This window comes from Prevotella sp. P4-67 (assembly GCF_002251325.1).
Taxonomy (GTDB): Bacteria; Bacteroidota; Bacteroidia; order Bacteroidales; family Bacteroidaceae; genus Prevotella.
Window position 1 is genome coordinate 1 of record NZ_NPJL01000002.1, and the last position, 21,170, is coordinate 21,170.

Sequence of the window (21,170 nt, forward strand, 5' to 3'; positions counted from 1 at the left end):
CAGGCGGTTATTGCGGTGGGGTCCCACCTCTTCCCATTCCGAACAGAGAAGTTAAGCCCACTTGCGCCGATGGTACTGCAATGCAATGCGGGAGAGTAGGTAGCCGCCCTTTTTCACGAAGAGCCTTAGTCACAATAGTGACTGAGGCTTTTTTCGTTGGTATATGTGTCATATTTGGGCAAAGAAGAAGATGAATGTTGCCATCCGTAACCATCCGTAACAAGCCGTTTTTTCCATTTCGTTGATACTGTTTACCTTTGTCCCTCAAAAAAACAGTTATGTTCAATTCGAATGAGGACAACCGTATAGTTATGGCGCAGCATCCGACTGATATGCGTATGGGAGTGAATGGTATGTGTAGACAGGTCCAAAAAGTGGGGCTGGAACCGAGTAATGGTGATGTGTATGTATTTGTGGGCAAGTCTCGCACGAGCATGAAGTTGCTCCATTGGGAACGTGGAGGTTATGTGATGTACTACAAACGTTTGGAGCAAGGCCGTTTCCATCCTCGCATATTTTTCGTCAGGGCATAGGCTTCAGGTCTATGCGCTGGTATGAACGCAACCATCCGAAACAAGGTAACCATCCGAAATATTGGGGGTAACACGGCAATAAGTCCGCAGGGCGATACCATTTGCTGTAAAATGACGATGCTGGCAGATACCCTCTCTTTCTGCGTAACCATCCGAATAAGCCGCCTTTTCCATTCCGTTTTTACTGTTTACTTTCTGCAACATATGTTCCCATGGGGTGATGCGGTTATGGCTTTCTTTGGGCGCGAATGTCGATGGATTACCCTGAATGGTTCGATATAATTGATAACCGACATTGTGCCATAGCCATTTATCACGGCCGTGGTACAATGTCGGTACGAGAGAGGCTGGCAGAGCTGTCCTTTCAGCCTTTGCTTGCCACTTCAAGATAGTCCCTCAAGGCTTCAACATATTTCTCGAAAGCCTGTCTTCCTTTTGGGGTAATCCGGCAGATGGTGCAAGGCCTTTTGCCCTTGAAGGTTTTCTCTATCTCAATATAGCCTGCCGTTGAGAGCTTGTCAATCTGTACGCTCAGATTGCCCGCCGTGGCTCCCGTCTGTTCCTTGATGTATGGGAACTCGGCCTCGTCGGCGCTGATGAGCAGCGACATGACAGCCAGTCGCAACTCTGCGTGCAACAGCGGGTCTAATGGTTGGAACATGTATCTCCTCCTTATCTCTTATTATGCAAATGAATAATTACGCCAGGAACAATCAGCCCGACCGTTGCCACAACTGCCATCACATAGAGCTGCATGTGGTCTGGGAAATGCAATGCGCCGAAAAAGCCTCCGATGCCAGCAATCAGGCCACAAGCCTGGATGATGCGGTTTCTCAGTATCAGTCCCATGATGGTTGTACCCATTCCGAAGCACAAGGAGATGATACTTGTAAGGCATCCGAAGGCATACACCTTAGGTAAAACCAGTTCTATCGGCAGGACTCCGCTTCCGACCAAGCCGAGAATCATGCCCATGCTACAGCAGAATACACCAAATGTAGCCCATACATATCCGATGGCTTTGCCCACGAATGTTGTTGGGATGGTTTCCCGCTTTTTGTCAATCAACCTATTGCCTGCGTAACCTACCAGCGACATCGCTGCCCATAAGAAATTCCACACAGGCCCACCGTGATTATTCCACAAATAGGCAATGAGCAATGAAAAGGCTACTACACAAGCGCCCCACCAGATTAATGGCAGTGCAGAATTCTTGTTGATTGTGCGCTGGCTGCGTTCTATCGATTCTCGGATGATTTCCAGACTGCGCTCGGCAGTCATGTTTGTTGTTTCTTCCATGATTTCTTGAGTTTTCTTGGATGTTAAACGACTTGTTTTGTTCACTCATGCCCGTCGTTCCTCCTGCAGAAAGGTCTGACAAAGGCATCGCAGTTCCGGATTGCATGGCAAAGATAATAATGTTTATGATATAAACCAAGTTATTGTGCAAACTTCTTTGCGCGGAGATGGTTTTTTTAACATTTCCCATCCGAAATGAGACAATCTGTCACCCAATTCGCGAGATTTTTCGCCATATTTGCAAGACCAGGAGGCCTCCCTGCCGCGAGCGTGTAGCCTTCTTTCTCTTGTTTCCGTCAATCTATAGTTTCGCAGAGGAGGCTTGTGTTCACATTATTTATATATACATACCAACTGCCATCAAAATGGCAGCAATTTCTGATTTCATCCTATCAGTTCTTTGGGGGCTACAGCCATATTGTCCCCTGTTTTGTGTCAACTTCACTGCCGCCACCCCCAAAAACAGCCTGTAGCTGTTGTTGTTATTTATATCTTGCGTACTTTTGCCCCAAAGTTATCAATTGTTACTCTGTATGTGTCATGTTTGCCGACACTATGGACAGCTTTAATGAGTGCGAGATGGCCGTCTGTCATGACCTCCACAGTGCCCCTGATACCCTCGATACTCTGGTCGATGGCATCACCTTTTATGCGACATCGTCCAACAGTTTTGGCATTTATCTATGCTTGGCCAGCCTCCCACTCGTATCTGTTTTTTTACCCTCTGCCGAAAAAAATCGTCACTTGTAGCCTGCAAAATATATATTTTTCTTACTTTTGCTTATTGATTATTTCTTAAAACGTACATACATGAAGCATTTATGCAGAGCTTTCCTGTTTCTCTTGTGCCTCGCGCTTGCGGCCGAGGCCGATGGGCAGGGCATCATTAAGCACAATCCGACCATTAATCGTAATGCGAGGACAGGTAAAACCGAAGCCGCCAGGTCCAAGACCAAACCTGCTACGGCGCGGAATAAGCAGACCAGTGCCAAGCCCACTTTCGCCTCCGAATGGAAGAGCCTCTATTATAGTTTTGTCTACGTTCGGGGCGGTACGTTCCAGATGGGAGCCACCCCGCAGATGAAAAATCCCTATCCAGATGAGCTCCCGGTGCATACTGTTACCGTCGATGGCTTTTTTATTTCCAAGTACGAGGTTACCCAGGCCCTGTGGGAGGCTGTGATGGGCTCCAACCCCTCTAAGGTGAAGGGCCGAAATCTTCCTGTGACCAATGTCTCTTGGACAGACTGCCAGACATTCCTTTCACGCCTTACCGCGCTTGCCCAGGCTAAGTCGGGCTACTCTGGGATAAGTTTTTGCTTGCCCACAGAGGCACAATGGGAGTTTGCCGCCCGTGGTGGCAATATGAGCAAGGGCTATCAATATAGCGGTAGTAATACTATAGGGAAAGTGGCTTGGCATTGTTATAATACATCTACTGTCCAGCCAGTGGGCCGGAAGGCCCCGAACGAACTCGGACTTTATGATATGACAGGCAACGTCAGCGAATGGTGCAGCGACTGGCTCGCCCCATACTCAGCCCAGGCCCAGTCTGACCCCACCGGCCCAGATAGCGGTGAGCTACGCGTGTATCGTGATGGCGGAATAGGCCATACTGTTGAGGCATGCCACATCTCTATTCGTTATGGTCAATCCCCCGACTATAATGACGAGGCTACGGGGCTTCGATTGGTAATGCATGAATAACAGGAACACGCCTATGCCACTGCAACTACATACACCAGTCGACCTGCCGCGTGCTGACTTCGAGATAGAGCCCTGCTCGCGCATGCTCTTTGTGGGCAGCTGCTTTGCCGACAATATGGGCCGACTCTTTGCCGACGACTGCTTCCGCGTGACGGTCAACCCCTACGGCGTGATGTACAACCCCATCAGCGTGGGCCACACCATCGCCCGACTCTCCGACGAGCTGCCTCCCGACGATAGGGTCGATACCGTCGTGATTACCCTCGGCACCAACCACATCTATATACTCCGCGCCACGGGCGAAGTGGTCGACAATTGTCAGAAGCGGCCGCAGCAGCTCTTTGAGGAGCGCGAGATGACGGTCGACGATACGGTTGAGAGCCTTGAGCAGACCATCGCCCTGATAACCCGCCGCTGGCCCGATGCCCACGTGATACTCACCGTGAGCCCCATCCGCTATCGCAAATATGGGCTCCACGGCAGCCAGTTGTCCAAGTCGGTGCTCCTGCTTGCCACTGCCGAGATAGAACGTCGCCATCCGCATGTCAGCTATTTCCCCTCCTACGAGATTATGAACGACGAGCTGCGCGACTACCGTTTCTATGCCGAAGACATGATACACCCCAGCACCCAGGCCGTGGCCTACATCCACGAGTGCATGGGTCGCGTCTACTTCGGCAGCGCCATGACCCGGTTCCTCGCCGAGTGGCTGCCCGTCAAGGCCGCCCTCAACCACCGCCCCTTCGACCCCGAGAATGCCGGATATAAAGACTTTATGAATAAAACCATGGCGAGAGTCGACGCACTTTCAAAAAAATATAATAACTTTGCATTAAATTTTAAGATAGAGAGAAATGACCTATACTATTGAGAAGGTTACCACACTCATCGGTGCGCGTAGATACGGCAACGGTGAAGCCCGCGTAGGTTTCATCCTTACTGACAGCCGTTCGTTATGTTTCCCAGAGGAAACGCTTTTCTTTGCCCTGAAAACTCAGCGCAATGACGGTACGCGATACATCTCCGACCTGTATCGCCGTGGAGTCAACAACTTTGTGGTCGAGCACGTCCCCACGGACTATGCCACCCTTTATCCCCATGCCAACTTCCTGAAAGTCACCGACTCGTTGGAGGCGCTGCAGCGGCTTGCCGAGCGTCATCGCGATGAGTTCGACATTCCCGTGGTGGGCATCACCGGCAGCAATGGCAAGACCATGGTCAAGGAGTGGCTCTACCAGATCATGTCGCCCGACGTCTGCGTCACCCGCAGTCCCCGCAGCTACAACTCACAGATAGGTGTGCCCCTCTCGGTGTGGTTGCTCAACGAGCACACCCAGCTGGGCATCTTCGAGGCAGGCATCAGCCAGCCCGGAGAGATGCGCGCCCTGCGTGGCATCATCCAGCCCACCATCGCCGTGCTCACCAATCTCGGCGCAGCCCATCAGGAGAACTTCGAGTCCATGCAGGCCAAGTGTAAGGAGAAAATTCAGCTCTTCCACGATGCCCAGACCGTGGTCTACGATGCCGACGACAGCGTGATAACCGCCGAGGTCGAAGCCTCCGGTTATCCCGGCGAGCGCCTCTGCTGGTCTCTTACCGATGCCCATGCCCCCATGTACATCAGCCGTATCGACAAGGGCGACGCCCATACCCTCGTGACCTACAGTTACCAGGGTGGCGCCGAGCAGCACTACCAGCTGCCGTTTATCGACGACGCCTCTATCTCCAACTCCATCGTCTGCGCCACCGTAGCCCTCCACCTGGGCGTCTCTGCCGCCGCCCTTGCCCAGCGCATGCAGCAGCTCGAGCCCATAGCCATGCGCCTCGAGGTCAAGGAGGGACAGCACGGCTGTACGCTTATCAATGACTCTTACAACTCCGACGTCAACTCGCTCGATATAGCCCTCGACTTCATGCGCCGTCGCCCCGACCATCAGGGACGCCGCCGCACGCTCATCCTCAGCGATATCGAGCAGAGCGGACTCACCCCGCAGTCGCTCTATGGCGAGGTGGCGCAGCTCTGCCAGCAGCGTGGTGTAGAGCGGTTTATCGGCATCGGCCCCCAGCTCTGTGCCGCCGCCGACGAGATAACCATCGCCGACAAGTCGTTCTTCGAGAGCGTCGACGCCTTCGTCGCCAGCCCCGTCTTCCACACCCTCCGCGACGAGGTCATCCTGCTCAAGGGCGCCCGCAAGTTCGGCTTCGACCGCCTCACCGAGCTCCTCGTGCGCAAGGTCCACGAGACCATCCTCGAGGTCAACCTCTCTGCCGTGGTCGAGAACCTCAACTGGTATCGGTCCTTCATGAAGCCCGAAACCAAGCTCGTCTGCATGATTAAGGCCGACGCCTATGGCGCCGGGTCGGTCGAGATAGCCAAGACCCTGCAAGACCACCGCGTAGACTATCTGGCTGTGGCTGTCGCCGACGAGGGTGTCACCCTGCGCAAGAACGGCATCACCGCCAACATCATGGTGATGAACCCCGAGATGACCGCCTTCAAGACCATGTTCGACTATGACCTCGAGCCCGAGGTCTATTCGTTCCGTCTGCTCGAAGCCCTCATCAAGGCAGCCGAGAAGGAGGGCATCACCGACTATCCCGTACACATCAAGCTCGACACCGGCATGCACCGATTGGGCTTCAATCCCCGCGAGGACATGGACAGGCTCATCGACCGTCTGCAGCATCAGAACGCCGTCATCCCCCGCTCGGTCTTCTCCCACTTTGTGGGTTCCGACAGCGACAGCTTCGACGATTTCAGTGCCCGCCAGTTTGCTCTCTTCGACGAGGGCAGCCGCCGGCTCCAGTCTGCCTTCTCCCACCATATCCTCCGCCACATAGACAACTCTGCCGGCATCGAGCACTTCCCCGAACGCCAGCTCGATATGTGCCGTTTAGGGCTGGGACTCTATGGCATCAACTCGCGCAACAATGCCATCATCAACACCGTGTCTACGCTCAAGACCACCATCCTGCAGTTGCGCCACGTGCCGGCTGGCGATACGGTGGGCTACAGCCGCAAGGGAGTGCTCCCCCGCGACAGCGTGATAGCCGCCACCCCCATAGGCTATGCCGACGGTCTGAACCGCCATCTCGGCAACCGCCACTGCTACTGCCTCGTCAACGGCAAGCGCGCCGAGTATGTGGGCAATATCTGTATGGATGTCTGCATGATTGACGTCACCGACATCGACTGTGCCGAGGGCGACAGCGTCGAGATTTTCGGCGAGCATCTGCCCGTTACCGTGCTCAGCGACGCCATCGACACCATCCCCTACGAGATACTCACCGGCATCTCCAACCGTGTGAAGCGCGTCTACTATCAGGATTGACGCCACCTCACCCGTTACCCTATACATGGCTCCGCCTGCAATGGTCTTCCCCTTGCAGGCGGAGCTTTTTTTGCGCCTTGGTGATGGGGTGGGGGCTCTGTGTGAGCCGCTTCGGCAGCGCCGGGAGCCGCTTGGCTGGCTCGTATCGTATGTTACGAGCCTTCGTACCTATTGATACGTGCCCTCGTGACATTTGATACGAGCCTACGTACCTTCCGTTACGAGCCGGCAGGGGTCATGGCCTCGCCGCTGCCGATGATGGCAAGGGCCGTGGCCCTCGTGCCCACGCCCGTCGATGCGGCTGGGCTATGGCCGAAGCCCTCCACGGCGGGCGCAAAACGGCATGGCTGCAACCCCGGGACGGTGGCATCGGTCGATTTTTGCAAGAAAAAACGCCATAGCCGTCATGGTATCAACTTTTTTGATTACCTTTGCCCCTACAAGTATAATTACCTTAAAACATGAATAATATTCAGACTACCAGAAAGACCAACTTCCGTTGGGTAATTTGCGCGATGCTCTTCTTCGCTACCACTGTCAATTATCTGGACCGCCAGGCCCTCTCGCTCACGTGGAAAGACTTCATCGCTCCCGAGTTTCATTGGACCAATACCGACTATGGCAACATAGCCGCCGCCTTCTCCATCATGTATGCCATCGCCAATTTCTTCTCCGGTCGCATCATCGACTGGCTGGGCACCCGTCGCGGCTACCTTTGGGCTATCGGCGTGTGGTCTGCCGGTGCCTGTCTCCACGCCCTGTGTGGCTGGGCCACCGAGCAGTGGGTAGGTCTCGACGATGCAGCCCAGCTCGTGGGCGCTGCCGGCGACGTGGCAGCCACGGTGTCTATGGTCAGCGTGTGGTTCTTCCTGGCTGCCCGCGTGGTGCTGGCTGCCGGTGAGAGCGGCAACTTCCCCGCCGCTGTCAAGGTCACCGCCGAATATTTCCCCAAGAAAGACCGCGCCTTCGCCACCGCCATCTTCAATGCCGGAGCCACCATCGGCGCCCTCGTCGCGCCCCTGTGCATCCCCACCCTGGCACGCTACTTCAAGGATATGGGCGTGGGCAACGGATGGGAGATGGCCTTTGTGGTCATCGGTATGCTGGGCTTCGTGTGGATGGGCATCTGGATTTTCATCTATCAGCCCATGCAGACCAACAAGCGCGTCAACGCCGCCGAGCGCGAATACATACTCCAGGACAGCCATGACGACGCTGCTGCCGACGCCGACAGCGGCCGCAAGCTCTCTATCCTCGAGTGTCTGCGCCTTCGCCAGACCTGGGCCATCCTTATGGGCAAGTTCCTCACCGATGGTGTGTGGTGGTTCTTCCTCTTCTGGACGCCCGCCTATATCAGTGATGTCTATGGCTATACGTCAGACAGCGTCATGGCCCAGATGCTCATGTTCACCCTCTATGCCATCACGATGCTGTCGCTCTACGGCGGCAAGCTGCCCACCATATTCATCAACCGCACCGGAGGCAACGCCTACAACTGCCGCATGAAGGCCATGTTCATCTTTGCCCTCTTCCCCCTGTTGGGACTTGTGGCCCAGACGCTGGGCGCCATCTCGTGCTGGCTCACCATCTGCATCATCGGTATCGTGGGCGCCGCCCACCAGTCATGGTCGGCCAACCTCTTCTCCGTGGGCAGCGACCTCTTCCCCAAGAAGGCTGTGGCCACCATCACCGGTATCAACGGTATGGCTGGCGGACTCAGTTCGTTCCTCATCAACTTTGTCTCTGGCCGTCTGCTCGACCATGTCGAGGCTGCCCAGACCGTCTTCTGCGGTTTCCAGGGCAAGGAGGCTGGCTACTTCATCATCTTCTGCTACTGCTCTGTGGCCTACATCGCCGGTTGGCTCGTCATGAAGCTGCTTGTGCCCCGCTATATGCCCGTCAAGGCCTGACGGTTTTACACCCCCAAACCATAGAGGCCCAAAGCCCAATCCCTAAAGCGGGATGAGGCTTTGGGCCTTTTTGGTGGGGCTGACCGCCATTTTTTTGCTACCTATGGCGTCTGTTATCAATAATAATATGTATATTTGCACATCGATGTTGTCGGCCGTAACGCCGGCGTCTCTCACCGTTATAACAATCATAGTCAATGAAGAAGCTGTTATCCTTACCCCTTTTGGCGCTTGGCGCAGTGATGAGTTCGTGTAGTTCGGCCAATGGCGATGGCGCCGCGGGCAATGCCGATGTGGGCAGCCTCATGTCGCTCTCGGCACTGATGGCTGTGGGCATTATCCTTGTAGCCTTTGTGGTGGCAGCCGTCTTCTACCGCATGGAGAACGGGCGATGGAGCCGCTTCTGGCGCTTTGTAGAACGCCATCTCACCCTGCTTTTCCTCCTTACGTGGGTTTTCGGTTTCTGTATCTATACCGTCGGCATGTTTATCGTCACCGACGATGCCGCCGGTTTCACTGTCGACTCCTTCCTGCGTCTGCTGCGACAGACGCCCATGGGCGTTGTCCACGCGTTCGGCATGTTTGTAATGGACAGCGACATCAGTGCCGTGCACGAGGAGTTCCACTCCAATCTGCTCTTCATGACGCTCTTCTCGCTCGCCCACTTCATGGCGGCAGCCGTCAGCATGCTCTTTGTCATCAAGCACTTCGGCTATAATCTCATGGCGCGTGTGCAGCTCTGGGCCACAGGTTGTAGCGGTGCCATGCGCGAGCGTCTGTTCATCTTCTGGGGTATCAACGAGCCCTCCTATCTGCTCGCCGCCGACATACGCCGCACCCTCAAGGCCGGCACCTACCGTCTGGTCTTTGTCAAGACTGCCGACGACGGCGACGAGACCAGTGCCCCCACCGGCCTCGACCGCCTCTTCGACTTTCTGTCGCTCAAGAACCGCGAGCTCGACCATCTCAAGGAACTCAACTGCCTTACCGCCACCGCCTTTGCCCGTCTGAGCCGCTGCGAGCTCACCGCTGCCGAGCGCAAGGACGGCACACAGGTGCTTGCCCGCAAACTGGCGCTGGGCCAGGTGGCACGCCTCATCGGCAAGACCCGTGGCGAGCTCCACTTCTTCATGCTCGGCGACGACCAGGAGAGCAACCTCCGCGCCACCGCCAACATCTGTGCCGACAGTGACATACGCCGCTTTGCCGAGACCGAGGGCCACAAGGTCACCATCTACAGCCACGCCCGCTACGACAGTGCCAGCCGCGTGGTCGAAGACGCCTATTCGTCCAGCAACCTCGATGTCAAGATAGTCGACTCGTCGCATGCCAGCATCGACCAGCTCAAGAGCACGCCCGACTATCACCCCATACGCTTTGTCGAACTCGACACCACCTGTAATGTGGGCACCGTCACCTCGCCTTTCACCTCGCTGGTCGTAGGCTTTGGCGAGAGCGGTCAGGATGCCGTGCGCTATCTCCACGAGTTTGGCGCCTTTGTCTCCAGCCTCTCTTCGGTCGATGACGACCAGCCCGGCAGCGACAACACCAACCGCCAGGTCATGCGGTCGGGGTATCATTGCCATGTCGTCGATGCCGGCATGGACCAGCTCAAGGGCCGTTTCCTCTCCTCGGCTCCCGCTCTCGACGGCGAGGGCAGCCGCGACCTCTACTCTTTCCACGACTGCGACATCTCTTCGCCCGACTTCTACAGTCTGCTCGACGAGGTGGCTGCTACGGTCAACTATGTCGTGGTGGCTCTCGGCGACAGCGAGCAGTCTATCTCTGCCGCAGTCAACATCTTCAACTACGTGCGCCGCAACCGCGTCGACATCTCCCGCTTCAAGATATTCGTGCGCTCCTATTCCAGTTACTATGAGCAGCACATGCGCGACATCGCCGACCACTACAACCAGGTGGGCACCCCAGCCTTTGCCGAGCATATCGTCATCTTCGGCTCGGCTGCCAGCATCTATACCTTCGGCAATATCGTGGAGAGCCGTTTCGAGGCCGAGGGACGTCTCTACAACCGTGCCTACTGCACCGTCAACAACCGGCTCGGCACCAAGGACGAGTGGGCGCTCCGCCGCGAGATACTGCTCGGGCGCCACACCCTCGAAGCCTATGGCGAGCTGAGGCGTAAGGAGATGCAGGATGTCGAAAACGCCTATCACGCCTTCACCAAACTCTACATCATCGAGCGTGTCTGCGCCGACAACAGCGCTCTCTCGTCGTGGTTTGCCGATGGGCGTGTGCCTAAGTTCGGTCGCATTTCTGCCCATGAGCATCTGCTCGAGGGCATAGTCGAGGCGCAGGGCGATTACTCAGCCCCCGACAGCTGCTGCCATCCCTCCGACAGCGGCGGCCATCCCTCCGCCGCAATCGGCTATAACGCTGCCGACCAGCTGCTGTTCCGCAATCTTGCCCGTCTTGAGCATCTGCGCTGGAATGGTTCCCACGAGGCGCTGGGATATAGATACTACGGCGACCATCCCACGCTCTCGCAGCAGTTGCCCTTCGGCACTTGGCACAGTTGCAATGAGCGTTACCGGCTGCACAACTGCCTCATGCCCTGGGAGGCTCTCGACGCCGAGAGTCTGCTTGCGGGATGGGACGACGCTACCAAGCCCGACGGCCGCGCTTATCCCGACTACAAGCTCTACGATTTCGTCGTAGTCACCACTACCATCAACAATTATTTCCATAGTCATGACCAAAACCAAGTATGAACCCCATCCCGTAGACACATCGGACATCAGTCTGCCCGCCGAACTCACTCCGCTCATCGACGACATGTGTCGCAACGTGCATGAAGTGTGGGCTGCCACCCGTATCGCCCAAGGCTGGACCTATGGCGCCCGACGCGACGATGCCGCCAAGCACCATCCCTGCCTTGTCCCCTACGACGACCTGACCGACGAGGAGCGCGAGTTCGACCGTAATACGTCGCTCGAAACCATCAAGCTCATCCTCAAGCTCGGCTTCAAAATCAACAAGGGCTGACCAGGCTCTGCTGGAGGATGTATAGAAACCAGAAATCCCCACTCTCATGGTTGTCATGAGGGTGGGGATTATGCTATCCTGTAATGCTAAAGTTACTGCAGAGCCTTGTCGTATGGCGGTATGCCTGCTGTGTCAGCCACCTCTTGGCCGCCGTTGACGCGGCTTGTGGGGTTGTGGCTCTTGTCATACCAGTAGCCGTCGTGGGGGACTCCCTGGCTGAAGGTGCCACGATAGACGGCGCCCGTTTCGCCTATGGTGTAAGTACCGCGATAATAGTTGCCCTTGCTGAAGGAACCTACATACGTGTCGTTGTTGCTGAATACCATCTTGGCATCATCGGAAACGTCGTCGGGGAGGCCATCTTTGAACTGGCCGGTATATTCAGACGAGGGAATGTCTGTGGTGCCCATATAGGTGGCATGGCCAGAACCTTGGGGGATGACCGACAGCGTGTCGCCTTGGTCATCGATGGTTATCGATGCCTCTCCTGTATAGGTGAAGGTTCTCAGGTTCTCAGGGCCGTTGTCTATCCTGATGGTCGCGTCGGTCACCATGCCCCCGGGTGCTCCGGCAGTCGTGCCGCCGTTACCCTTGGACAGCATCCAGTAACCCAACAGCAGGACAGCCACGCCTACCGCTATCATGATGACCTTTCGGCGAGAGCTGCTATTGCCGGTGTCGTCGTTGTCAGTCGGCTCGGGGGCTGGTGTTGGCGTCTCGGGCTCGCCCTTCTTGCGCCGCAACCTGGTGCTGGGCTCCGGTGCGGGGTCGGGAGCTGGTGTGGGTTCGGGCGTAGGAGCCGGAGCGGGTTTGGGCGTGGGCTTCGGCTTGGCCTGGGGATTCTGCGTGATGGTCTCGGCGAGATACTGGCGCACGTCGGCCACACTCTGCGGACGCATCTTGCGGTTGGGCTTCATCAGCCATACGATGAGGTCTCTCAGTTTGGTACTCACCGTGTTGGGAAGATACTGGATGATGGCCTCGTTGACATCGTCATCGATGTCGGAGGGCGACGGCGGAGTCTGCTCGGTAAGCAGATTGAACAGCGTGGCGCCCAGCGCGTAGAGGTCGGTCCATGGGCCAAACTTCTCGATGTTCTGCTCCATCTGTTCAGACGGTGCATAGCCCGGCGTGTATGCCATCGCCGACGATGTAGCCAACGACTGGCCGTCGGAGTTGCGCAACTGCTTGCTCGCACCGAAGTCTATGAGTTGTATGTTGCCCTTGCGGTCTATCATGATGTTGCCCGGCTTCATGTCGAGATGCCAGATGCCGTCGTTGTGTACCGTCTCGAGCGCGTCGAGTATCTGGGGGAGGGTCAGCATGATGTCGGCGGGCGACATGGGGTGCCCCATCCGCTTGATGCGGGCTCCGAGGCTTTCGCCTTCGATAAAGTCCATGACATAGTAGGATGTGCCGTTCTCGTCGAAGAGGTCGTGTACCTTCACGATGTGTGCATTGCTCAGTCGGCGCAACCGTCGTGCCTCCTTGCGGAACTTCTCCCGCTGAGCCTCAAAGGTGCGTTGGTTTTCTGTCAGGGTGATAGCCACCTCGTTGGTGGCCTCGTTGCGTCCGCAGACGCCCTTGATATACAGCTCCTTGATAGCCACCTTCTCGTCGAAGGCAAGGTCGGTGGCTACATAGGTGTTGCCAAATCCGCCCGACGACAGATACTGCTCGATGCGGTACTTGCCGTTGGAGAGCAAGGTACCGATGGCGAGCAGCCCTTCGCGTTCGTTGTTGTTAACTGCCATTTGTAGTTTTATTATTGGTTATTTCCTTGATTTTTTTCCATCCATGCGCCGCGTCGAGGGTGTCGCCCCTGCCGCCGCATGGCGCTCTGCACCAGCGTCACTTGTGTTTGATGGTGCGCAGGGGTGCGTTGTTGTCGTGCTGCTCTGTCTTGGCTGGTCGCTTGTCGCCCTTGGCGTCGCCGCTCTGGGTCTTGATGACAAACAGCGCCAGAGCTGCGATGATGGCGAGCAACAGCAGCCACACCCAGGTATGCCCCTTCTTCTTGCCCTTAGGCTTGACCGCCTCTACCTTGACCTCGGGCTGCGCGGTCACGCTTCCGCCCTCGATGCTGAAGGCATAGGCGGTGTTGTTGTCGCGCGTCTGCTGCAGCCGGCAGGCTTCTGCCACCGAGCGTATGCGGTTGTCGAGCGTGTCGTGGTCGAGCATGAGGCGGCAGAGGTCATCGTCGGTGAGCTGTTCGACCACGCCGTCGCTGCAGAGCACAAACACGTCGTCGGGGCGTATGTCGGTGATGACGTTGAAGGAGGCCCGGTCGCGCCGCTCCTGATGAGGCTGCACGGCGCGCGTGATGACATTCTTCTGCGGGAAGTCGCGCGCCTCTTCCTCGGTGAGTTCGCCGGCGGCGATGAGGTCGAACACCAGCGAGTGGTCGCGGGTGCGGAAGACAACGCCTGCTCCCGGACGCAGCTGATAGACTCGGCTGTCGCCGATGTGAGCCACCAGCACGCCGTCGCTGCAGCAGGCTGCAAAGGTGAGGGTGGTGCCCATGGTGCGGCCCGTGGATGGAGGAGTATCTATCGCGTCGAGCTCGTTGTAGGCTGCTTCGAGCGCCGTCTCAAACACGGTGCGCATCTCGGCGGTGGTGCAGAGCGGCAAGACTGCCGTCTTCTCGCCCACCGTCTTGGCTACGCAGGCGCTTGCCACCTCGCCGTGCTCGTGGCCGCCCATGCCGTCGCACACCAAGAACACGCGCTGGTTGGCAGTGGCTTCACCTATGGCCGGGAAGATGGAGTCTTCCTGGTTGGCCTTCTGTCCTATTTCACTGTAGCATGCTATCTCGCCCAGGCGGATAGATGCGGTAGGGTTGGTCTGCTTGTCCATAAGCGTAGTGGTTTTATTCAAACTGGTTGGCGAGGAACATCCTCCTGTCGCCGAGCATCATACAGTCGTTGACATTGAGGTATACGATGTCGTCTTCGATGAGCTCCACGCCCTGCAGCGAGGTGGGGTTGGTGCCGTGCTCCTCGAAGGTGCAGCGTATGCCCGTGGGCTGGCAGGTGAGCTCGATGACGGCGTGGCGCCGGCTCATGTAGTTGCTGGGGTCGGGTATCTGTATCTCAGCGGTATTGTTGCTGGTCTGGCGTCCCACCCACTGCCTGCCGAAGTGCAACTGGTAGCGCTTGTCGTCGACCTGGAGAGAGAGGCAGGGCAGAAAGTCGCCTATCTTCATCTTCTTGTGGCAGTGGGGACACTCTGCGTTCTTCGCCTCCAGACCGGCAGCGGCAACCACATTGATTACGCCCTTGCAGTGTGGGCATTTGAGTGCTATATTCATTGTCTCTGCTTATTATACGTCGTACATGGTGATGTCGGCATTGTTGGAGTAGTCGGGCAGGTCGTCTCCGCCCATGGGGTCGCTTACCTCAGTCACTCCGGGCTGCATCACGTCGTCGGCGGTAGGCATGGCGATGTGGTGTTCGCTCACGTCTGCCATTTCGTCATTCTCTATCTCGCCGTTGCCGTTGACATCAGTAACCATCACGTTGACCTCGCCGTTCTGGTCGCTGTCTACGAAGATGACGTTCTGGTCGTTGATGGTTACGGCAGCCACGTCTACGGTCTGGCCGTTGAGGTCGACATCGTTTTCTACCGAGATGACGCGCACTTCGGGCTCGTTCTCGGCGGCGCTTACCTGTACCTCGGGCTGGTGCACCTCTACGGAGTTGCCGTTGATGTAGAGGTTGGCCTCGCTCACGTTGCCTATCTCGTTTTCGTCTACCTCGCCGTTACCGTTGATGTCGATGGCTGCTGTCTGTATGTGTCCGTTCTCGTCGGCGAGCAGCACGGCGTTGTTGCCGTTGACTGTGGCGTGTGCCAACATATACTGGTTGCCGTCTTCGTCCTGACCGGTCTCTACCGAGTGGATGATGATGCTCTCGTCGTTGTCTGCGGCGGGAGTGGGCTTCGGCTCATGATGCTCGGGGTCTTCCACCTTGACGGGCTCTACGTGCTCCTCTCCCTCGTGCTGCTCTTCCTCCACGGGCTTGGGCTCTGGCTTGGGTTCGGGCTTGGCTTCAGGCTGAGGCTGGGCCTGCTGGGGTTCGGGCTGAGCCTCGGGCTCTTCGGTGGTGGCAGCCTGCACGGCATTGGCACCGCCTACACCCAGCGCTGCACCCAATATGGCTGCGGCAGCTGCCTTGGCAGTAGTCTTGTCGTTATTACGCTTCTCTTCCTTGGCATTGTTGCCAGTCTTCTGCTTGTTGCGGATGGTGTCATTGTTGTCAAACATAGTGGTAATGTTTTATAGGGTTATTATTGATTTCTGCTGCAAAGATAAGGAGATAATCCATGGCCTCCAAACGATTTCCCCTTTAGTGGATGAAATGCCCTTCTGGCGTGACGAAATGGCAGAAAGCGGCAGAACTGTGTCCCGATGCGGCTGTGGGAATTAGCCTGGGAAGCCCCGAAGGGGCTGCGGTCAAGCTGGAGGGCTGTCCGGCTGCTGGCGCGATGCACGGAGGGACGGCCTATTTGCGCTTGGGGTTCCAGTTGAGTATGTGCATCGTGTCGCAGAACTTGCCCCACATCACGGGGTGCTGCTTGTCGTGCGTGGCTTGTGCCACCTTCTGCGCGACATAGGTGAATATCTCCTTGGCTTCGACGATGCGGTTGCGGTCGGTGTCGGCGGCGCCCTTCATGCCCTTCTCCAGATATTGGGTGAAGTATCCGTTGGCGCCGTAGGGGTTCTCTCGCGATGTCTCGCTGCTGCGCGACGAGAGGAAGAGCATCACACCCTGGCTGTTGCCGAAGGTCTGGCTGGCGCTCGAGCTCTTTCTGCCACCGCGCAGACCGCCCGAGAAGCAGGCGTCGATGAAGAGTTGCTTGTTGTTGGCGTCACACTGGCGCAGCACGGCCTTGATTTCACCATAGCTGATGAGTGTCTGCTCGTTGTGGGTATCGTAGGCGCAGAGTCCGCCCTTGCTGCCATGACCGCTGAAGAAGAAGACCACGATATCGTCCTTGCCCGCCTTGCCGAATACCTCTTTCAGCGTGGCGAGTACCCGGTCGTGGGTGGCGTCGCTGCCGGTGAGCGTGGTGACATGGCGCGTGTGGGTCTTGTAGAGCTTTGCCATCGTGGCGGCATCGTTCTCGGTCTTGCGGAGGGGCTTGATATGCTTGTATTTGGCTATGCCTACCGACACCACGTAGATGTCGCGGGCGTAGGTGGCGGTGCTGATGGCAAGGGCCATCACGAGGAGCAGCAGGTGTATCTTCTTCATAGGCTTGAGGATGGAGGTTGGCGTGAGGGTGCGTATCATTCTGACATGGCGAGACGGAAACCGAAGTGGGTATGGGAGTAGGTAGATGACTGGCCGAAGCGGTAACTGCATCGGCAGTCTTTTTCGTGTGTGACATAGCTGCCGCCGCGCAGTGGGTGGTCGCCTTTGGGAGATTCCTGTACAGGGTTGTTTTGCGGGGCGGCAGAGTAGGGCTGATAGCCGTCGCCGCAGAACTCAAAGACATTGCCCGACATGTCGTAGAGGCCCAGTTCGTTGGGGCGCTTGGTGCCTACGGGCTTGTGGCGGTCGTGGGTGTTGTCGCTATACCATGCCACGTCGTCTATCTGGTTGCTGCCGCTGTAGCGGTAGCCGCCGCTCTTGCGTCCGCCACGGGCTGCATACTCCCATTCGGCCTCGGTGGGCAGCCGGTAGTGCTTGCCGGTGAGGGCGTTGAGCTTCTGGATAAACGCCTGGATGTCGTTCCACGTGATATTTTCGACGGGGTGGTTGCCGCCGAGCTTCTGCTCCGACGGGTTGTGCCCCATCACCTTCTGCCAGAGCGCCTGGGTGGTCTCGTAGCGGCAGATGTAGAAGCTGCGCACGGTCACCTGATGGGCGGGCTTGGCATTCTCGGCATTCCAGTAGTCTTCGGCGGCAGCGGCACCCATGGTGAAGGTGCCGCCTTCGACATAGACCATGTCGGCAGCCAGTTTCTTCAGCGGGTTGGCCACCGCTGCAGGTCTCTTCGCCTGCGCACGGGGCTGCGGCTTGGTGGTGGGCTTGGTGGTAGTGGATGTCTTGGGGCGTATGATGCCCTGCGCTCCGGCTTCGGTGGCCAGGGCTGTGAGCATAATGGCGATGAGTAGAGATGTGATGCGCATGGTGGTAAGGGTTTGGGTGATGCCCGGGCGGGCGATGTTACTTGAGGGGCACGCCACAACCGGGACAGTAGCGGTTGGCCTTGAGCACCTCATAGGGGGTAAGTCCCAGAAACTTGTGGCAGTGGGGGCATACGTAGGTGGTCTGCATAGAGGCGTTGAGTGCCGATATGGCGAGAGTCTTCTTTTCGAGCACTTTCTCGCCTGCCACGACGGCTATCGCAATGACCACCGCCAGCACGATGATGGATATCATCCAGTCCTGGCCCACGGTCTGCGCGAGCAGCATGGTGATGATGGGAGTGAGCATACGTATGGAGTTGACCATCGTGGAATATCGGTCCCACTTCTTCTTTTCGTTCTCGTAGTTGGCCCATATCTGCCCGAGGTCAATAGTGGACAGGTCGGTGAGCAACTGTCTTACCGAGGTCTTGTGCTGACCCAGGAAGAAGGGCGTGTCGGTCTTGACGGTCTTGCGCTTGATGCGCATGCCGAAGACGAAAGTGCCTCGGGTAGAGTCGAGGTCTTCTATCTGGTAGGTGTCGGTACCCGTGCGGGTCAGTTTGGCGTGCTGCGGGTCCACGCTGGTGTCGGCGATGTGCATGGGCTGCTGGCCCATGCGGCCTATGGTGATGGTTTGTCCTATTTCCATATCTTTTGCTGTTCGTAGAGTTTCTTGATTTCCTTGAGGGCCTCCTTGGAGATGGGCAGGGCGAAGTGGTCGGGGTGGTCGAAGTCTGAGAGGATGAGTCGCTGGGTGCTGAGGTTGACCTGGACTATCATCTCGGTGTTGACGATATACCGCTTGCCGATGCGGATGAATACCGGCTGGTCGGGTTCGGGCTTGACGCGTATCAGCTGTTCGACCTCACCGAGGCTCACGGGCAGCATGATTTTCTGCTTGTTAGGGAACACGCCATAGCAGTAATTGCCGAAGGCTTCGTAGAACATGGCACGGGTGAGGGGGACCCGAAGCAGTTCGTTGCGGCGGTTGAAGACTATCTGTTTCATCTTTCCTTGGAGTTAATCAGTCATGCCGTAACACTCTGGCTGTGCGCGGGAGTGGTAGCAATAGCAAAGGTAAACATAATTATCGAAATTAACTTTACAATTTGCCCATTTTTTTTACCTTATTATAAGATATGGGGCAAAAATGACGCTCTCTGCCACCATCATCTGCCCGTAACCGAAGGTCGGAGCGCCGCCCTGTCGTTGTCAAGGTAACCTCGGCAGCCACCAAGGTAACCTCGGCAGTCACCAAGGTAACCTCGGCAGCCACCAGAGTGACCTCTGCTGCCACCAGAGTAAATTCGGCTGCTGCCAAGCCTCCTCTGCCAGGCAAGGCGCATGCCGACAACAGCCCTGTGACCACGGCGCCGCCCCCGCCGATGCAGCGAAAGCGGGCATAGACTAACGGAAAGTTGGTTTCAAACCATGAAATGACCATTGCAAGGCTGGCAAGAAGTAAATCACGCCACGCATCCTCCATTTCGTGACTTGAAATGAGGATGAAAGCGACCTCGGGCGGGTTGGCGGTCATGGTGCATGGGTGTGGAGGCTATTCCGTCGCGATGTGGTGGCCTCGCTCTGCCACAAACCGCTTGAGCAGAAACGTGAGGAAATAGGGGAAGGTGTAGAACCTTCCATTGAATCCTATGTTCTTATACCCCAACTTGATGCCGTACCTTACGTCGGGGTACTTGTCGGCCTTGAGCAGATTGTTGAGCGAGGCGGTAGCGTTGTCGTTGGCCTTCACCTCGACCGGAATCAACGAGTCGGCGTCTCTGATAAAGAAGTCCATCTCCAGGGCGGGCCTGTCGTTGCTGTAGTAATAGAGACGGTAGCCTTGCTTCACGAGCATGTCTCCCACGGCGTTCTCATAGATAGCCCCCTTGTAGGTGCCGAGGTTCTTGTTGGCTCTCAAGTCCTCCTGTGCCTCTTCGTCGAGCGACGCGATAAGCAGCCCGGTGTCCTTGTAGTATATCTTGTAGAGTTTGGGGTCATAGTTGCCCTTCAGCGGCAGTTCCGGCTGGTTCAGACAGTAACAGATGTTGATGACACCCGCATCAGCCAGCCATTCTACGCATCCCACGTAGTCTCTGTTGCGTGCATTGCGTGCTATCTTGGTTATCTGGAAACGCTTGTTCTCCTTGGCCAGAAATGTGGAGATATGGTTGTAGACGGCCTTGACCTTTGCCTTGTCCAGCCCGTCGACATACTTGGTGATATCTTCCTCATAGTCTTTCAGCAACTGCCTCTGTATGCCCAGGGTGCCACTGAAATTCTTGTTCTGAATGTAGGTGTTGACCACCTCGGGCATGCCGCCTATCGTGACATAGTCGCGGAAAAGACCGAAGAGGATATCCATCTGCAGATTGCTGATGGGCTTGACCTCAAGCATGTGCTGGTACAGGTCGTCTACGAATTCCTCGGTATAGCCCTTGGCCCACAGAAATTCCTCGAAATCCATGGATTGCATCTCGTAATCTTCCTTGTAGCCCACGCTGTTGGACTCTATCTCACGGTAGTTGATACCCATCAGCGAGCCAGAGCAGATGACGTCGAAGCGGCCGTCGAGCTTGAAGAACTTCAACGCGGTGGCACAGTTGGGGCATGCCTGCAGTTCGTCAAAGAAGAACAGGGTGGCGCCGGGGATGAACCTCAGCTCGGGATTGAGCAGAGAGATGTTCTTGAGGATGGTGTCTACCTCGAAGCCATCGTCAAAGATGGCCTTGTACCTCGTTTGCTCTACAAAGTTGATTTCAATGACGCTCTGGTAGTTCTGCGAGGCAAACCATTCGATGGAGCGGGTCTTGCCAATCTGCCGGGCGCCTTTGATGATAAGCGGCTTTCTGTCTGGGTTGTTCTTCCAGGCCGTCAAGTAGCTGTCCACCTTTCTTCTGAGTAGTCTTTCCATATCGCGAAACATTGATTACATGTGCAAAGATAGTGATTTTCACGTTATCCGCATCATAAATGGCACTGTTTTTCACATAATCCGCCCCGAAAATGGCTGTATTTTCACATAATCGCATCGGTTTTGGCGCGATTTTTCACATAATCCGCATCAAAATAGGCTCGATTTTCACATTTTCCCATATTTCGCGGCGGGTGGTGGTCATACATTGACTATTCCTAAAATTAGTTGACAGAATTGGATGCGATTAACTAATTAGGTTTACTACTTTTATTCAGTTCTCTGTTTTACTTTACAAGTTCTGTTAGTTGAACTGATTTGTTTTACAAGATTTCA

The 21,170-nt window shown here is 56.4% G+C and carries 20 protein-coding genes and 1 rRNA gene; 8 read left to right on the forward strand and 13 right to left on the reverse strand.

Annotated features, from left to right (window positions below; genetic code table 11):
- Position 1: 1 nt before the first annotated feature.
- Positions 2-112: ribosomal RNA gene (rrf, locus tag CIK92_RS00075) — 5S ribosomal RNA — on the forward strand.
- 199 nt (positions 113-311) lie between these two features.
- Positions 312-533 carry an IS66 family insertion sequence element accessory protein TnpB gene (gene tnpB, locus CIK92_RS14225; protein ID WP_371593887.1) on the forward strand — a complete coding sequence of 74 codons (222 nt, stop codon included), beginning with the start codon at positions 312-314 and terminating at the stop codon, positions 531-533.
- A 9-nt stretch (positions 534-542) separates the two neighbouring features.
- Here tnpB and CIK92_RS13210 read toward each other — a convergent pair whose 3' ends face one another.
- Genes CIK92_RS13210 through CIK92_RS00090 form a run of 3 tightly spaced genes read right to left on the reverse strand, consistent with a single transcriptional unit; the run spans position 543 to position 1,832 of the window.
- Positions 543-920: a hypothetical protein gene (locus CIK92_RS13210; RefSeq protein ID WP_144289270.1), complete on the reverse strand. Its 378-nt coding sequence runs from the start codon at positions 918-920 to the stop codon at positions 543-545.
- Positions 898-1,194: a transcriptional regulator gene (locus CIK92_RS00085; RefSeq protein ID WP_094387738.1), complete on the reverse strand. Its 297-nt coding sequence runs from the start codon at positions 1,192-1,194 to the stop codon at positions 898-900. Before CIK92_RS00085 ends, CIK92_RS13210 begins: the two co-directional genes overlap by 23 nt.
- Positions 1,195-1,205: 11 nt before the next feature.
- The gene (locus tag CIK92_RS00090; RefSeq protein ID WP_094421875.1) at positions 1,206-1,832 is read right to left on the reverse strand and encodes a hypothetical protein; all 627 of its coding nucleotides are present in this window, start codon (positions 1,830-1,832) and stop codon (positions 1,206-1,208) included.
- 810 nt (positions 1,833-2,642) lie between these two features.
- On the opposite strand from CIK92_RS00090, the gene CIK92_RS00100 reads away from it, so the two are divergent.
- The 6 genes from CIK92_RS00100 (at position 2,643) to CIK92_RS00125 (ending at position 11,784) form a co-directional block, all read left to right on the forward strand.
- A complete protein-coding gene (locus CIK92_RS00100; protein WP_022309730.1) occupies positions 2,643-3,539 on the forward strand; it encodes an SUMF1/EgtB/PvdO family nonheme iron enzyme in 897 nt (298 codons plus the stop codon).
- 13 nt (positions 3,540-3,552) lie between these two features.
- A complete protein-coding gene (locus CIK92_RS00105; protein ID WP_371593884.1) occupies positions 3,553-4,410 on the forward strand; it encodes a GSCFA domain-containing protein in 858 nt (285 codons plus the stop codon).
- Complete coding sequence (locus tag CIK92_RS00110) at positions 4,394-6,871, forward strand: bifunctional UDP-N-acetylmuramoyl-tripeptide:D-alanyl-D-alanine ligase/alanine racemase (protein WP_094387741.1); 2,478 nt, start codon at positions 4,394-4,396, stop codon at positions 6,869-6,871. The genes CIK92_RS00105 and CIK92_RS00110 overlap by 17 nt, the downstream gene beginning before the upstream one ends.
- Positions 6,872-7,332: 461 nt before the next feature.
- On the forward strand, positions 7,333-8,781 hold the full coding sequence (locus CIK92_RS00115) for an MFS transporter (protein WP_094387742.1): 1,449 nt from the start codon (positions 7,333-7,335) through the stop codon (positions 8,779-8,781).
- A 197-nt stretch (positions 8,782-8,978) separates the two neighbouring features.
- Positions 8,979-11,510 carry a hypothetical protein gene (locus CIK92_RS00120; protein WP_144289271.1) on the forward strand — a complete coding sequence of 844 codons (2,532 nt, stop codon included), beginning with the start codon at positions 8,979-8,981 and terminating at the stop codon, positions 11,508-11,510.
- The gene (locus CIK92_RS00125) at positions 11,491-11,784 is read left to right on the forward strand and encodes a RyR domain-containing protein (protein WP_094387744.1); all 294 of its coding nucleotides are present in this window, start codon (positions 11,491-11,493) and stop codon (positions 11,782-11,784) included. Before CIK92_RS00120 ends, CIK92_RS00125 begins: the two co-directional genes overlap by 20 nt.
- Positions 11,785-11,876: 92 nt before the next feature.
- Here the strand turns inward: CIK92_RS00125 and CIK92_RS00130 are convergent, their stop codons facing one another.
- The 10 genes from CIK92_RS00130 to CIK92_RS00175 all read right to left on the reverse strand — a co-directional run bounded on the left by CIK92_RS00130 (position 11,877) and on the right by CIK92_RS00175 (position 20,834).
- Entirely contained in the window at positions 11,877-13,538 is a 1,662-nt protein-coding gene (locus CIK92_RS00130; protein WP_094387745.1) for a protein kinase, read from the reverse strand.
- A gap of 97 nt (positions 13,539-13,635) precedes the next feature.
- Positions 13,636-14,661, reverse strand: a complete 1,026-nt coding sequence (locus CIK92_RS00135; protein WP_144289272.1) for a PP2C family serine/threonine-protein phosphatase — start codon at positions 14,659-14,661, stop codon at positions 13,636-13,638.
- Positions 14,654-15,094 carry an FHA domain-containing protein gene (locus CIK92_RS00140; protein WP_094385654.1) on the reverse strand — a complete coding sequence of 147 codons (441 nt, stop codon included), beginning with the start codon at positions 15,092-15,094 and terminating at the stop codon, positions 14,654-14,656. Before CIK92_RS00140 ends, CIK92_RS00135 begins: the two co-directional genes overlap by 8 nt.
- Positions 15,095-15,106: 12 nt before the next feature.
- Positions 15,107-16,048 (reverse strand): hypothetical protein, encoded by a 942-nt coding sequence (locus CIK92_RS00145; RefSeq protein WP_094387747.1) that lies wholly within the window; start codon positions 16,046-16,048, stop codon positions 15,107-15,109.
- A gap of 238 nt (positions 16,049-16,286) precedes the next feature.
- Positions 16,287-17,039: a caspase family protein gene (locus tag CIK92_RS00150; protein WP_158214689.1), complete on the reverse strand. Its 753-nt coding sequence runs from the start codon at positions 17,037-17,039 to the stop codon at positions 16,287-16,289.
- Positions 17,040-17,074: 35 nt separating this feature from the next.
- Entirely contained in the window at positions 17,075-17,977 is a 903-nt protein-coding gene (locus CIK92_RS00155) for an SUMF1/EgtB/PvdO family nonheme iron enzyme (protein ID WP_158214690.1), read from the reverse strand.
- Positions 17,958-18,569 carry an FHA domain-containing protein gene (locus tag CIK92_RS00160; RefSeq protein WP_022310373.1) on the reverse strand — a complete coding sequence of 204 codons (612 nt, stop codon included), beginning with the start codon at positions 18,567-18,569 and terminating at the stop codon, positions 17,958-17,960. The genes CIK92_RS00155 and CIK92_RS00160 overlap by 20 nt, the downstream gene beginning before the upstream one ends.
- A complete protein-coding gene (locus CIK92_RS00165; RefSeq protein ID WP_022310374.1) occupies positions 18,560-18,928 on the reverse strand; it encodes a LytTR family DNA-binding domain-containing protein in 369 nt (122 codons plus the stop codon). Before CIK92_RS00165 ends, CIK92_RS00160 begins: the two co-directional genes overlap by 10 nt.
- 94 nt (positions 18,929-19,022) lie before the next feature.
- Positions 19,023-19,457, reverse strand: a complete 435-nt coding sequence (locus CIK92_RS00170) for a hypothetical protein (RefSeq protein WP_094387750.1) — start codon at positions 19,455-19,457, stop codon at positions 19,023-19,025.
- An 18-nt stretch (positions 19,458-19,475) separates the two neighbouring features.
- Positions 19,476-20,834 carry an ATP-binding protein gene (locus CIK92_RS00175; protein WP_094387751.1) on the reverse strand — a complete coding sequence of 453 codons (1,359 nt, stop codon included), beginning with the start codon at positions 20,832-20,834 and terminating at the stop codon, positions 19,476-19,478.
- Positions 20,835-21,170: the final 336 nt, after the last annotated feature.

What these genes read in the sequence shown, in the direction of transcription:
- tnpB (WP_371593887.1), top strand. Translation starts at nt 312, where the DNA reads ATGGCGCAGCATCCGACTGATATGCGTATGGGAGTGAATGGTATGTGT.
- CIK92_RS00085 (WP_094387738.1), bottom strand. Translation starts at nt 1,194, where the DNA reads ATGTTCCAACCATTAGACCCGCTGTTGCACGCAGAGTTGCGACTGGCT.
- CIK92_RS00090 (WP_094421875.1), bottom strand. Translation starts at nt 1,832, where the DNA reads ATGGAAGAAACAACAAACATGACTGCCGAGCGCAGTCTGGAAATCATC.
- CIK92_RS00100 (WP_022309730.1), top strand. Translation starts at nt 2,643, where the DNA reads ATGAAGCATTTATGCAGAGCTTTCCTGTTTCTCTTGTGCCTCGCGCTT.
- CIK92_RS00105 (WP_371593884.1), top strand. Translation starts at nt 3,553, where the DNA reads ATGCCACTGCAACTACATACACCAGTCGACCTGCCGCGTGCTGACTTC.
- CIK92_RS00110 (WP_094387741.1), top strand. Translation starts at nt 4,394, where the DNA reads ATGACCTATACTATTGAGAAGGTTACCACACTCATCGGTGCGCGTAGA.
- CIK92_RS00115 (WP_094387742.1), top strand. Translation starts at nt 7,333, where the DNA reads ATGAATAATATTCAGACTACCAGAAAGACCAACTTCCGTTGGGTAATT.
- CIK92_RS00120 (WP_144289271.1), top strand. Translation starts at nt 8,979, where the DNA reads ATGAAGAAGCTGTTATCCTTACCCCTTTTGGCGCTTGGCGCAGTGATG.
- CIK92_RS00125 (WP_094387744.1), top strand. Translation starts at nt 11,491, where the DNA reads ATGACCAAAACCAAGTATGAACCCCATCCCGTAGACACATCGGACATC.
- CIK92_RS00130 (WP_094387745.1), bottom strand. Translation starts at nt 13,538, where the DNA reads ATGGCAGTTAACAACAACGAACGCGAAGGGCTGCTCGCCATCGGTACC.
- CIK92_RS00140 (WP_094385654.1), bottom strand. Translation starts at nt 15,094, where the DNA reads ATGAATATAGCACTCAAATGCCCACACTGCAAGGGCGTAATCAATGTG.
- CIK92_RS00145 (WP_094387747.1), bottom strand. Translation starts at nt 16,048, where the DNA reads ATGTTTGACAACAATGACACCATCCGCAACAAGCAGAAGACTGGCAAC.
- CIK92_RS00150 (WP_158214689.1), bottom strand. Translation starts at nt 17,039, where the DNA reads ATGAAGAAGATACACCTGCTGCTCCTCGTGATGGCCCTTGCCATCAGC.
- CIK92_RS00160 (WP_022310373.1), bottom strand. Translation starts at nt 18,569, where the DNA reads ATGGAAATAGGACAAACCATCACCATAGGCCGCATGGGCCAGCAGCCC.
- CIK92_RS00165 (WP_022310374.1), bottom strand. Translation starts at nt 18,928, where the DNA reads ATGAAACAGATAGTCTTCAACCGCCGCAACGAACTGCTTCGGGTCCCC.
- CIK92_RS00170 (WP_094387750.1), bottom strand. Translation starts at nt 19,457, where the DNA reads ATGACCGCCAACCCGCCCGAGGTCGCTTTCATCCTCATTTCAAGTCAC.
- CIK92_RS00175 (WP_094387751.1), bottom strand. Translation starts at nt 20,834, where the DNA reads ATGGAAAGACTACTCAGAAGAAAGGTGGACAGCTACTTGACGGCCTGG.